This is a genomic window from Xanthomonas sp. NCPPB 3200, from assembly GCF_056393585.1.
The window spans coordinates 4,856,692-4,870,300 of the sequence record NZ_CM150785.1; the positions used below are offsets into that span (position 1 = coordinate 4,856,692).

Consider the following 13,609-nt stretch of genomic DNA (forward strand, 5'->3'; position numbering starts at 1 on the left):
AGCCAGTGCCTTATTGCCCCGGGGAGAGCGGGGCTTTGGTGCGTCAGCGGTAAGGGTCTGTGCGCTAGCGGGCATCGGGCGTGCCTGGGTTGCTGGATGTCGGCTCCGGGATGCTGCCGGCGAACAGGGCGTCCAGGGCTTGGACCAGCGCCGGGTCGAAGCGCCAGGCGTGGATGCCGGGTGCGGGCGTGGCGCGGTTGACGGCGTCGGAGTCGGCGTCGGAGTCGAAACCCGAATCGGAGATGGAGCTGGCGCCATTGACGGGGTCGGAATCGGAGGCGGCGCTGGCGCCATTGACGAAGCCGGAGCCGGAGTCGAAACCGGAGTCAGAACCGGAACCGGGGATGGAGCTGGAGTCGGATGCGGGGTTGCGGGTGGCGTCCAGGCCGCGGCAGAACAGGTAGCGCACGCCGCCGAAGTCGCGCGCGTAGTCGTAGCCATCGCCCAGGCGGAAACGCAGCCAGCGGTGCAAGGCGACGGTGTAGATCAGCGCCTGCAATTCGTACTCGCTGTGCGCCATGGCGCGGGCCAGGGCGTCGGCGCCGTAGCTGGGCAGGCGGTTGGACTTGTAGTCGAGCACGTACCAGCGCCCATCCACGGTGTAGGTGAGGTCGATCAGGCCGGTCATCAGGCCTTCCAGACGCTGGCGCGCGCCGAAGGCCTGGCGGTCGCCGACCACGCCAAACCGGTGCAGCAACGCGAGCAGCGCATCGACGCGGGTGGGCCGCATGGCGAAATGGAATTCCATCTCGTTGCGGCGCTGCGGCGCGGGCACGGCGGCCAGGGTGGTGCCTTCGGGCAGGGCCACGGTGAGGGTGTGGCCGATCAGCGCGGTGAGCATGGCCAGGCCGTCGTCCCATTCCTTCTCGACGTAGCCGCCGCGCTGCAGCGCCTCGAGGATGGCGGCAGCCTGGCCCTCGGGTGCGGGCAGGCCGGGGCGCCAGGCCTGCCAGGCGGCGAAGTCGCAGCGCTCGAATACGTCGTGCATCACCACGCCGAAGCGGTTGCCGGCAAAGCGCGGGTCGAAGGCGTCGACCTCGGCGGCCACCGCAACGGCCTCGCTGCCGGACGGCTCGTCGCTGCCGCCACTGCCGACCACGGTGGCGCTGGCCATCGGGTCGGCGGCGGCGCCGGCATCGGCATTGGCCAGCTGGGTGAAGCTGTAGACCCACCAGTCCGGGGCGATATGCCGCTGCGGGGCGCGCGCGGGCGGCACCTGCGCCTCGACCGGCGGCGGCAGGCGCGGCAGGTTGGTGGGCGGCGTGGACGTGTCCACCACCACTGCACCCTCGCCGGCCGCGCCCTGCAGTGCGTCCAGCGCGCGCAGCATGCCGGACAGTGCGGTGCGCTCGTGCTGGTGGAACGGGCCGCTGGCGATCCACAGCGCGTGCTCGGCACGGGTCAGGCCGACGTAGAGCAGGCGTGCGTCTTCGGCGCGTTGTTCCTGCTTCCAGGCCGCTTCGGCGGCGCTCCAGGTTGGGTCGTCCTTGTCTGTCTTCCAGTGCAGCTGGCGGCCGAGCTCCGGCGCATGCACCACGCAATGGCGACCAGCACCCTTGTCGCTGCGGCCGATGCCGATGTACGGCAGGAACACCAGCGGATATTCCAGGCCCTTGCTCTTGTGCAGGGTGACGATCTGCACGCGGCGCGCGTCCGATTCCAGCCGCAGCTGCTGGGCTTCGTCGTTGTCGTCGGCATTGGCGATGCGGCGCGACAGCCAGTCGACCAGGCCGTGCGGGCCGAGTGCGCGGGCGTCGGCTTCCTGCAACAGCTCAGCCAGCTGCAGGTAGTTGGTGAGGCGGCGCTCGCCATCGACCAGGGCGAGCAGGCGTTGCCCGTGCGCGGCGCCCAGGTCGCCGATCAGGGCAAGCGGGCCGCCGCGCTGCCAGCGCTCGCGCCAGTCCAGCGCCTGCTGCTGCCAGCGGCGGTGACGCTCGCCGTCGTGCGCGAGCGCGGCAATGGCGGCGGCGTCCGCGCCGATCAGTACGGTGGCCAGCGCGGCGCGCAGGCGGCTGTCGTCGCCCGGGTCGAGCAAGGCCTGCAACAGGGCCAGTAGCTCCAGCGCCTCGTCGGTGGCGAACAGGCTCTGCTTGCCGGCCGCCACGGCGGGGATGCCCACGGCGCCCAGCGCCTGCTGCATGCGCGTGGCCTCGCCGTGGCTGCGCACCAGCACGGCGATATCGCCGGCCTGCACCGGGCGGCCATTGACGCTGGCAGTGCCGTCGCGGCCGCCGGCCAGCCAGCCACGGATCGCCGCCACGCAGGCGGCGGTGGCCAGCTCGCGGGCGCGGTTGGCGCTCCAGGGTTTGGGCTTTCCTGCTTGCTTGGTTTTTGCCGCTGCCGCGGCAGGTGGCGGCGGCGGGTCCGGGGCGCGCCACAGCGTCAGCGCCGGGGCGGGGCCGCCATCGCGTTGCAGGTCGGCATCCACCCGCTTGGTGCCGGGCCGCACCGGGTGGAAGGCGATGCCATCGGTGAGGAAGGCGTCGGTGTAGCCGGCCTGTGCGTACAGCGCGTCGATGGCCGCCAGCACGCCGGGGCGCGAGCGGAAGTTGTGGCTCAGCGGCGGGGCGAGTTCGGCAGTGACCGCGGCGGCCAGATAGGTGCGCACGTCGCCGCCGCGGAAGCCGTAGATGGCCTGCTTGGGGTCGCCGATCAGAAACAGCGCCGGCTCCAGGCCGGCCGCGCGTGCGAGCGGGCCTTCGCCGAACACGTTGGAGAAGATCGCCCACTGGCGGTCGTCGGTGTCCTGGAATTCGTCCACCAGCGCGATGGCGTATTGCGCGCGCAGCCGCGTGACCAGCGCCTGGGCCTGCGCGCCTTCGAGCGCGTGCGCAACGCCATCGACCAGGTCGTCGTAGGTCTGCACGCGGCGCTGGCGCTTGAGCAATGTCAGCCGCGCAATGGCATCCTCGCGCAGGGCGTGCAGCAGGCGGATGCGGCGACGGCTGCGCCATGCTTCGACACCGGCCAGCGCGGTGAGATAGCCGTCGATCTCGTGGCTCAGCGGCGAGGCCGGGGTGCGATCGACGAACTTCTTGTTGGTGCCGGCGGCCAGTTCCGCGGCGGTGAGTTTGATCAGCTTGGCGTGCGGCGTTGCGTGCATCGATGGCGCGGCGGCGAAGCTGTCGAACCAATGCCACAACGCTGTTAGCCACTCGGGCTTGTAGCTGACCTTGCTCAGGATGCCGCCGTCGATGGCGGCCATGATGGTGTCGAAAAACGCGCTGCCGTGCGCCTGGAATGCCGCGGCCAGTGCAGTACTGGCGTCCTGCACCGCTTGCAGCAGCGCAGCCGAATCGTCGTTTGTCGTGGCGGCTGCCGGCAGCAGCGTTGGGTGGCGCACCAAGGCGCGCAGATCGCTGGCCAATGCATCGGGGCCGCCCGACCACAGCGCGATCAGGTCTTCGGCCATTGCCGCATCGGCGGCGCGCTGGCGCCAGAGATCGGCGGCGACTTCGCCCAGCAGTTCGCGGTCGTTGGCGAGCAGTTCCGGTGCGGCGAAGGCCTGGCCGCTTTCCAGCGCATGCTCGCGCAGCACGCGCGCGCAGAAGCCGTGGATGGTGAACACGGCGGCCAGGTCGATTTCTTCCACCGCCTGTTGCAGGCGGCGGCGCAGGGCCGCGGGTGTTTCGGTGCCGGTGGCCAGGTGCGTGGCGAGGATGGCGCGCGTAAGCAGCACATCGGGCGCGTCCTGTAGGAGCGGACCTGGCCGCGACGGGTCGTTGGCGAAGTCAGTCGCGGCCGGGGCCGCTCCTACGGGGGCGCTGGGTGTTTCGGTGCCAGGGGCCAGGTGCGTGGCGACAAAGGCGTCGGGCGCTTCGTGTAGGAGCGGACCTGGCCGCGACGGGTGGTCGGCGAGGTCGGTCGCGGCCGGGGCCGCTCCTACGAGGGCGCTGGGTGTTTCGGTGTCAGTGGCCAGGTGCGTGGCGACAAAGGCGTCGGGCGCTTCGTGTAGGAGCGGACCTGGCCGCGACGGGTCGTCGGCGAGCTCGGTCGCGGTCCGGGCCGCTCCTACGGGGGCGGTGGGTGTTTCGGTGTCAGTGGCCAGGTGCGTGGCGACAAAGGCGTCGGGCGCTTCGTGTAGGAGCGGACCTGGCCGCGACGGGTCGTCGGCGAGGTCGGTCGCGGCCCGGGCCGCTCCTACGGGGGCGTCGGGGACCAGGGTTGCGGCCAGCACCAGGCGCTCGCGGATGCGGCGGCGCAGTTCCTGGGTGGCGGCCTCGGTGAAGGTAACGGCGAGGATCTGGCCGATGCGCAGGCCACGCTCGACCACCAGCCGGGTGAACAGCGTGGCCAGGGTGAAGGTCTTGCCGGTGCCGGCGCTGGCCTCGATCAGGCGTACGCCATGCAGCGGCAGGTGCAGATACGGGTCGGTAACCGGGCTGGCGCTCATTCGGCCTCTTCCTGCGCGCCATGCCAGTGGCGCCAGCTCTCGATCAGACGCTCCGGATCCAGCGTGGCATCGGCGTTGCCGCGCTCGAGCAGGTCGTACACGCGATGGCTGGTGATGGCGAAATCGGCAAAGCGCTGCGCGTCGGCGAACGGGTCGCGGCCGCGGTTGACCAGTCGCAGTTCCGGGCTGTGCGATTCGCTCCAGCCGAAGCTGGACTGCCACTGCCCGGCGGCCTCCTTAATGGCCTTGTCCAGGTCGTCGCTACGCGCGGCCTGGTGGTATTTCCAGCTGCTATAGGGCGCGAACGCCAGCGGCATCTGCAAGCCCTGCCGGTACACCTGCAGCAGCGCAGCCAACGCGCCCTGCGCCTGGGTCTGCGACAGCGGTTCGGCATCGATGGGATGCGGGCCCAAACCGTCTTCGTCTTCGAAGAAGCGCACGTAGGGCGCGTGCTCGCCGGCGGCGCGCAGCAGCAGCCATTCCAGGCCGTGGCGGATCGCGCTGCGGCCGCTGAGCGCGCCCACCTGGACCCGCCCCACCCCGCTCGCATACCAGCCGGGCACACGGCCGTGCACCTCGGTCTGGCCGATCTGCACCTGCAACCGGCGCGATTGCGCCGGCGCTTCGCCACGCCAGTGCCGGAATGCCTCGGCATACGGGCGCAGTTGCGCCACGCGCTCATCGAGCTGGCGGCGGCCCAGCGGCCCGGACGGCAGCAACGCGCGCGCGCGCAGACGCTCGTAGAGCCGCTCGGTGTCGCCGGCCAGCGCGGCGTCGAACACATGCTGCTGCAGGCCGTATTGCTCCAGCCCGCGTGTGGGCGCGAGCAGCGGCTCCAGATCGCTGTCTTCGCCGGCCGGATCCGGCAAACGCATCCCCAGGCGGTGGCGCAGGAACTGCCCGGCCGGGTCGGCGAACAGGCGGCGCAGTTCGTCGATCGACACATTCGTCGGCACTGCGATGTCATCGGCCGGCAACGCACCGGCCACCCAGGGCGCCAGCGGCTGGCGCTGGCCGGTAAGGCTGTCCACCGCGGGGCGCCACTGCCGGCGATAGCTGAAACGGCGCGGGTCGGCGCCGTGATCGCCCGGCGCACCGAAGGCGGCGGCGGCAAACGGCTGCAACGGGTGGTGCACCACCAGCGTGTCGATTGCCGCCGGGTCGGCGTGGTACTGCGCGGCGCTGCCCAGCAGCTCGCTGACCAGCACCGACGGTTCGCGCGCGCTGCCGTCGCGCGCATCGGCACCGAGATAGCTCAGGTAGAACACTTCCTGCGCGGAGGCGAACAACTGCAGGAACAGGAACCTGTCGTCCTCGCGGGTCGAACGGTCGCCGTGCCGGCGACGCTCGGTGCCCAATTCTGCGGTGAGGCGATTGAGCCCGGCGGCCGGGTCGCGGCGCGGGAAGTCGCCATCGTTCATGCCGAGCAGGCAGATCGCGCGGAATGGCAGCAAGCGCATCGGCACCATGCGGCCGAAACTGATGCCGCCGGTGAGCAGCGGCGCACGCGTGTCCGACTCGCCCAGCACTGCAGCAAAATGCGCGCGCACCACTTCGGCCGGCACGCTGCCTGCGTACTCGGCGCGCACTGCATCACGGGCGAATTGGTCGATCAAGCTGCGCAGCCGATCCAGCGCGCGCTGCGCACGCGGTGCCGAGGGCGCTTTTGGCATCAGCGCCTCCAGCAGGCCGAGCAGCCGCTCGCGCCACTCGACCGGCGTCATCGCCTCGGCCAACACGGACTGGTGGCGTTCGAGCACGCGCAGCAGCTTCAACAAGATATCCAGTGCGGCCAGCGCGCTGCCTTCCAGCTGCGGCCATGGCGCCACGCCCTCGATATCGTCGTCGGCGCCGCTGGCATGGCCGAGCAGCAGCCGGTCCAGCGCGAAGCGCCAGGTGTAGGCGTCGTCGCTCGGTGCCTGATGCTGGCGCCGGTGCGCCGCATCCAGCCCCCAGCGCGCGCCGGCCGCATGCAGCCAGCCGCGCAGACGTTCCAGCCCGGCTTCGTCCAGGCCGGCGGCCTCGGCGATCGGCGCACTGGCGAGCAGGTCGAGGATCTCGTGCAGGCCGAAGCGTGCGATCGGCAGGCCGAGCAAGCTCAGGAACACTTCGGCCAGCGGCTCGCTGGCCAACGGGCTGGCGTCGGCCAGCGCGTACGGCAAGGCATCGTCGTTGCCATGGCTGCCGAACACCGCATCCAGATACGGCACGTACGGGTCGATATTTGGCGACAGCACCGCGATCTCGCGCGGCTGCAGCGGCGGGTCGAAGCGCGCATCGTCGAGCAAGGCGCGCAGCTGGTCGTGCAGCACCTGCAGCTCGCGCAGACGGGTGTGGCAGGCGTGCACCTGCAGGCTGGGGTCGTGCAGATTCACCGCCGGCAACGCGGCAGGCACGCTGGGCGCGCGGCGATGGAACAGGTCGCTCTGCATGCGCCGCAGCAGGCTGTCGCCCAGGCCGCCGTCGGCCAGTGCGCGGCGGCCGGACTCCAATGGGTCGGCGTAGGCGGCGATCTCGGCCAGCGGGTGCACCACCTCGTAGTCGCCGACCAATGCCATGAAGTCGCGCCCGGCCGCGCCCCAGGTCTGCAGCAGCGGGTTTTCCTGCACCTGCTCGGCAAACAGCTGCACCGCACCGTCTTCGCGACGGCGCTGCCACGGGGTTTGCAGGTCGCCCCAGTAACCTTGCGTGGGCGTGGGCAGGTAGAAATGCAGCGTGCCCACGCGCGCCTGCGTGGCCAGCACGCGCAGCACGTCGGGCGAGATATTCAAGATGGCGAAGGCGAACAGGCGCCCGGGCAAGCCCTGCGGCAGCGGGCCGTCCGGGCGCGCGTAGCGATCCAGATACTGGCCGATGCGGCGCGCGCGGTATTGCCGGCCGGTGGCAATGCTGCGCCACAGCCGCGCCTGCGGATCATCGGGGTCGGCGCCGCCTTCCCAGCGCAGCAACCAGTCGCGTCGCCAGGCTTGGTACTTCTCGAACACATTGCCCAGCTCGCCGGCCAGCGCCCAGGGCTTGAGCGCATCGCCATCGGACAGATAACCGGCCAGCGGCGCCAACGCCGCGTCGCTGCCCAGATCGGCCTGCAAGGCGGTATAGAGGCGCCACTGCGTGGTCGCCATGTCCAGGTCGTCGTCGGCCGGGCCGAGATTGCATTCCAGCGCGCGCGCGACGAATTCGCCGGGGGTGAGGAATTCCAGATTCGCCGCCACGCCGTGCTCGGCCGCCAGCGTGGACTGCAGCCAGCGCCGCATCGCCACCTGCGGGATCAGCACCACCTCCGGCTGCAGCAACGGCTGCTCCGGCACCGGCCGGCGCAGCTCCTGTGCGAGCAAGGCAGCCAGCGTATCCAGCGCATTTGAGGGATAGAGGCGGAAATCGGGCGCGGAAGTGGCGTGCATGCGTACGCGCATTGTGCCGGATGCGGCCGTACTGCGCTGTTGGCCCAGGGCCGGTGCGCAGCGAGTGGCGCCGCTGTTCGGGCCGTCCTGGCAATGGGTAGACGCGGGGCCGACCTTGGCGATGACGGCCGACACGCTGGAGCTACTGCACCCGAATGCAGCAGGCACGAGCGGATTGCGGATTGCCTGCGATGCCGTGCGGCCGCGGCGCTCGGCGGTATCGCTGCAAGCCGTCGTCGACCAACGCGCCTCCAGGCGCCGGCACCGCCATGCAATACCCCTGCGGCGGCATCACAAAAAGCGATGGGCCGGGGTCTTCGCCCGGCCCATCGCGTTGGCTTGGAGCATGACGCTGGAGGCGATCAGTATTTCTTTTCCAGGTTGATCATCCAGGTCTGATCGTTGTTGCTGTCGCCATCGGTGATGCCGCGGTATTCCAGCCGCGTCGACAGGCCCTGCTCGGTCAGCAACGCCGCGCCGATGCCCACCATCAGGCGGTTGCGATCGAACGCGCTCTGGCCCGCGCGGTAGAACGGCCCACCGTTCAGATCGGCGTAGCTCAGCGTGGCATCGCCGCGGCCCTGGAAGTCGCGCTGATATTCCACGCGCAACTGCGGGGTCAGCCGGCCCCAGGCCACTTCGCGGCGCCATTCCAGGCGCAGGCCCAGGTTGCCGGTGGTGGTGGCCACGTCCATGTCGTCATAGCGCAGCGCGAACGGCGCCACGCCATCTTCGACATAGCCATCCAGCGTGGCGCGCGCCACATCCACACGCGCATACGGGGTGATCTGCAGCTCGCCGCGTTGCAGGTCCGCACCGGTGGACAGCGAGGCGATCCACTGCTTGCCGTCGCGGTTGCCTTCGGCCATCGAGGCGTCGTCGGTGACATAGCGGCGCAGGTCGTAGGACAGCAGCTGGTAGCCGACCAGGGTGTCGAAGAAGAACGCCTTGCCCGGATGGAAGCTGGCATACAACGCCATGGTGTAGGCGGTGGCCTTGGAGTGGCTGCCGTTCCTGCCCACATCGCTGTCGTCGCGGCCCCAACCCAGGCCCGCACCGATCGCCAGCGACTGCGCCACCCGGTAATCGGCACCCACGCTCAGGCCGTCGGTCTGGAAATCGACGCCGTTGCTGTTGGACTGCTTGTCCAGGCTGCCAGAGCGGATCGCACCGCCCACCCACAGCCCCAGATCGCCCTGGCCCTGCGCAGTGCTGGTGCCGCTGCTGGCCACTGCCGGCGCATCGCGGAAGTCGTTGTCGGCCTCCTGCGTGTCCGGGCTGCACGGCTGCGCACTGATGCCGCGGTCGGCCTGGCGGCAATGCGAGGTCGGCTGGAAGCTCACCGCGTTGCTGAAGGTGCTGCCGCCGCGATGGGTGGCTTCCAGACGGCGCTGGAAGTTGTCGATCTGCGCCCGCGCAAAACGCCGCGTGGACTCGGACTGCGCATCGATCAGGCCACGCACTTCCGCATCCACGCTGGGGTCGCGGCGCGGCGCGATGGTGAACACCACGTTGGCCGGCACCGAGGTGGCGAACGCGTTGGACAAGGTGAACTGCACCGTGGCCTGGCCGACGAAGGCCGGGTTCGGGGTGAAGGTCAGCATGAAGGTGGGCGTCTCGGCCATTGCAGCCGCCGCCGGCGACGGGCCCGATGCGCGCGCCGCCGCCGCGGTGGCGAGACCACCAACCTGGGTGATGGTGGCGGTACCGGCCGACGCAGGCAGCACCGCGACCACGGCCGCCGCCACGAACGGCCCGCCGGTGGCATTGCGGGTCAGGTCGACCTGCTGCGCCTCGCCCGGCACTGCCGCCGCAGTCACCGACACCGCAACCGGCCGCGCATTGACCGCAATGGTCACGGTGGCCGCCGCCGAGGTGCCGCCGCTGCCGGTGACCGTGTAGCTCACCACATCGGTGCCGACGAAACCGGCAGCCGGCGTGTAGACCAGCTCCAGCCCGTTGACCACGGCGGTGCCGTTGGTCGGCGCAGCGGCAATGGCGATCGTGGTGATGTTGCCGGTGTCGTTGGCGGTCACCGCCACCGTCACCGCAGCATCGGACATGGTGGCCGCCACATCCGCTACCGCCACCGGCGCCGCATCGCTCACCGTGAAGCTGTAGGCCTGGGTGGCGCTGGCATTGCCGGCATCGGCCACCGCGATGGTGAAGGACGAGGTGCCCTGCGTCGTCGGCGTGCCCGACAGCGTGCCGTCGTTGGCCAGCGTCAGGCCGGTCGGCAACGTGCCGCTGGCGATGCTGTAGCGATAGGGCGCAACGCCGCCGCTGGCCGTGAGCACCTGGTTGTACGCGCTGCCGCGCACCGCCGGTGGCAGGGTCGGTTGCGCCAGCACCAGCGTTGCCGCCGCGATGGTGACCGAGTAGTTCTGGCTGGCCTGCACAGCCGGGCTCGGGGTGCTGTCGGTGGCGGTCAGGGTGAAGTTGAAGGTGCCGGACAAGGTCGGCGTACCACTGAGCGCGCCGGTCGCTGCATCGACAATCACGCCATTGGGCAATGCGCCCGCAGTCAGTGCATAGCGGTAAGGCGCCGTGCCGCCGGTGGCCGGCGTGATCGCCGCGGAGTACGCCTGCCCGGCCGTGCCTGCCGGCAAGGTGCTGGCCGGCAACGCCAGGTTCGGGCCGGCCACGGTCAATGCATAGGCCTGAGTGGCGGTGAAGGTGTTCGCGTCGGTCGCGGTCACGGTGACGTTGAAGCTGCCTTCCACCGTGGCGGTGCCCGACAACGTGCCGTTGCTGGCCAGCGTGATGCCGGCAGGCAGGCTGCCCGCGCTGACTGCATAGGTGTATGGCGCGGTGCCGCCGCTGGCGCTCAGGGTCTGGCTGTAGGCGGTACCGCGGGTGGCGGCCGGCAGCGTGGTGGGCGCGATCACGACCACAGGTGCCGCGATGGTCAGCGTGTAGCTGCGGCTGGCCTGCGCCGCCGGGCTGGGCGTGCTGTCGGACACGGTCAGGGTGAAGTTGAACGTGCCGGACAAGGTCGGCGTGCCGCTGAGCGTGCCGGTGGCCGCGTCCACCACCACACCTGCCGGCAGGACACCGCCGGTCAATGCATAGCTGTAAGGCGCCGTACCGCCGGTGGCCGAGGCGATCGTCGCCGCATACGCCTGCCCGGCCGTGCCTGCAGGCAAGGTGCTCGCCGGCAACGCCAGGTTCGGGCCGGCCACGGTCAATGCATAGGCCTGCGTGGCGGTGAAGGTGTTCGCGTCGGTCGCGGTCACGGTGACGTTGAAGCTGCCTTCCACCGTGGCGGTACCCGACAACGTGCCGTTGCTGGCCAGCGTGATGCCGGCAGGCAGGCTGCCCGCGCTGACTGCATAGGTGTATGGCGCGGTGCCGCCGCTGGCGCTCAGGGTCTGGCTGTAGGCGGTACCGCGGGTGGCGGCCGGCAGCGTGGTGGGCGCGATCACGACCACAGGTGCCGCGATGGTCAGCGTGTAGCTGCGGCTGGCCTGCGCCGCCGGGCTGGGCGTGCTGTCGGACACGGTCAGGGTGAAGTTGAACGTGCCTGCCACGGTCGGCGTGCCGCTGAGCGTGCCGGTGGCCGCGTCCACCACCACACCCGCCGGCAGAACACCGCCGGTCAATGCATAGGTGTAAGGCGCCGTGCCGCCGGTGGCCGGGGTGATCGCCGCGGAGTACGCCTGCCCGGCCGTGCCTGCCGGCAAGGTGCTGGCCGGCAAGACCAGATTCGGGCCAGCCACGGTCAGGGTGTAGGCCTGGTTGCCGGTGAAGCTGCCCGCATCGGTCGCGGTCACGGTGAAGTTGAAGCTGCCTTCCACCGTGGCGGTACCCGACAGCGTGCCGTTGCTGGCCAGGGTGATGCCTGCCGGCAACGTGCCACTGGCGAGCGCGTAGGTATACGGCGCGGTACCGCCGCTGGCGCTCAGGGTCTGGCTGTAGGCGGTGCCGCGGGTGGCAGCCGGCAGCGTGGACGGCGCGACCACGATCGGCGGCGCGGCGATGGTCAAGGTGTAGCCACGTGTGGCCTGCGACGGCGTGCCTGTGGTGCTGTCGGTGGCGGTTACGCTGAAGCTGAAGCTGCCCACGCTGCCGGGGGTGCCGGTCAGGGCGCCGCTGCTGCCGTTGAGCGTGATGCCCGCCGGCAAGGCACCGGCGGTGACGGCGTAGGTGTACGGCGCAACGCCGCCGGTCGCCGGATTGAGCGCACTCGAATAGGCCTGGCCGGCGGTGCCGGCCGGCAGACTGGTCGCCGGGAAGGTGGTCGTGGCCACGGCCACGGTCAGCGTGTAAGCACGGGCGCCGCTGGTGGGGCTGCCGCCGCTGTCGGTCGCGGTCGCGGTGAAGTTGAAGCCGCCGCTGGCGGTGGGCGTGCCGGACAGCACGCCGCCAGCGCTCAGGCTCAACCCGGCCGGCAACGCACCGGCCGTGATGGCGAAAGTGTGCGGCGCGGTGCCGCCGCTGGCGCTCAGGGTCTGGCTATAGGCGCTGCCCGCGGTCGCCGCCGGCAGCGATGCCGGCCCGACCACCACCACCACGTCGTCGTTGACGATGGTGCCGGTACCGGTGGCGCGGGCGATGCTCGCGTTGCTGGCGCCGGACAGGCCGACGCTGAAGGTCTCGTTGGGTTCGACCGCGGTGTCGCCATTGACGGTGATCGCCACGCCCTGCGCGGTAACGCCCGGCGCGAAGGTCAGCGTGCCGGAGCGGGCGGCGTAGTCGCTGCCGGCGGTGGCGGTGCCATCGGCGGTGATGTAATTGACCGACACGGTCTGGCCGCTGGCCGCACTCAGGCTCACCGTGAAGGTGGCCGTGGTGGTGCCGCTGTTGCCTTCATTGACGCTGACGTCGTCGATCGACAGTGCGGGCAGCGCATCGTCGTTGACGATGGTGCCCTGGCCCTGGCCATCGCCCACGCTCGCCCCGGTGACGTTGCTGACGTTGACGAAGAAGGTCTCGTTCGGCTCGCTGAGCGTGTCGCCGTTGACCAGCACGGTGAAGGTGGCGCTGCTGCTGCCGGCGGGAATGGTCTGCCCGGTCAGGCTGGAGGCAACGTAGTCCACGCCGGCAGTGGCGGTGCCGTCGGCGGTGGCGATATCGAAGCTGACGCCGCCGGTGCCCGCCGGCTGGCTGAGCGAGACGGTGAAGGTGGCATTTGTGGTGCCGGCATTGCCCTCGTTCACCGACACGTTGTTGATCGACAGCGTCGGCTGGTTAGGAGTGATGGTGATGTTGACGGTGATGGTGTCGCCCCGGCCATCTTCCAGCGGGAACGTATCGCTGGTGGCGCTGTCACCGTTGTGGGTGTAGGTGACGATCTGCGTGCCCTGCGCACCACTCGGATTGGGCACCACGAGCGTGCCGTGCGGGGGTTGCACGCCGTTCCAGCCGATGCCGATATCGTCTGCTCCCGTGCCATCGCAGGTCGTCACGTCGATCTGTACCGAACCGCCCTGCACCACGGTGGCATTCAGCGTCGGGCAGTAGGTCGAGGCTTGCGCCATCGCCCAGCCTGGCGCCAAGAGCATCATCGCGAACAGGACAAACATCACGGCCAGACGTGCGCGGCCGCCGGTGGCGTCCGCTGGAAACCTACGTTGCTTATTCACTGTCCACACCCCTGGAGCGCGCCATCCCCGGCGCCGGCAACGATCCTCGTGCCTGAAGACAACGTCGCCCTAGTGGGATTGCTCCCTTCGACATTGCGAGCGTATTTGAACAGGAACTGACTAACGAATAAAGAACAAAAACTTAATACTTCATTCCAATTCTGAATAGTTGAGGCTTGCTCTATTCAAACATGACATGTATCTGTGCAAATTACTCCGACACGCAGTCG

At 70.2% G+C, this 13,609-nt stretch carries 4 protein-coding genes; 1 reads left to right on the top strand and 3 read right to left on the bottom strand.

Going from position 1 to position 13,609, the window contains the following annotated elements; translation table 11 throughout:
* Positions 1 to 64 precede the first annotated feature (64 nt).
* Both AC06DU_RS20980 and recC read right to left on the bottom strand, forming a co-directional pair.
* Positions 65 to 4,393, bottom strand: coding sequence for a UvrD-helicase domain-containing protein (locus AC06DU_RS20980; protein WP_478203135.1), 4,329 nt, complete (start codon positions 4,391 to 4,393; stop codon positions 65 to 67).
* Positions 4,390 to 7,794 carry an exodeoxyribonuclease V subunit gamma gene (gene recC / locus AC06DU_RS20985; RefSeq protein ID WP_478203137.1) on the bottom strand — a complete coding sequence of 1,135 codons (3,405 nt, stop codon included), beginning with the start codon at positions 7,792 to 7,794 and terminating at the stop codon, positions 4,390 to 4,392. Before recC ends, AC06DU_RS20980 begins: the two co-directional genes overlap by 4 nt.
* Between recC and AC06DU_RS20990 the strand changes: the two genes are divergently transcribed.
* Positions 7,793 to 8,179 (top strand): hypothetical protein, encoded by a 387-nt coding sequence (locus AC06DU_RS20990; protein ID WP_478203138.1) that lies wholly within the window; start codon positions 7,793 to 7,795, stop codon positions 8,177 to 8,179. The two genes, recC and AC06DU_RS20990, sit on opposite strands and share 2 nt — an antisense overlap.
* Here the strand turns inward: AC06DU_RS20990 and AC06DU_RS20995 are convergent.
* Positions 8,157 to 13,088, bottom strand: a complete 4,932-nt coding sequence (locus tag AC06DU_RS20995; protein WP_478204472.1) for a putative Ig domain-containing protein — start codon at positions 13,086 to 13,088, stop codon at positions 8,157 to 8,159. The two genes, AC06DU_RS20990 and AC06DU_RS20995, sit on opposite strands and share 23 nt — an antisense overlap.
* Positions 13,089 to 13,609 lie beyond the last annotated feature (521 nt).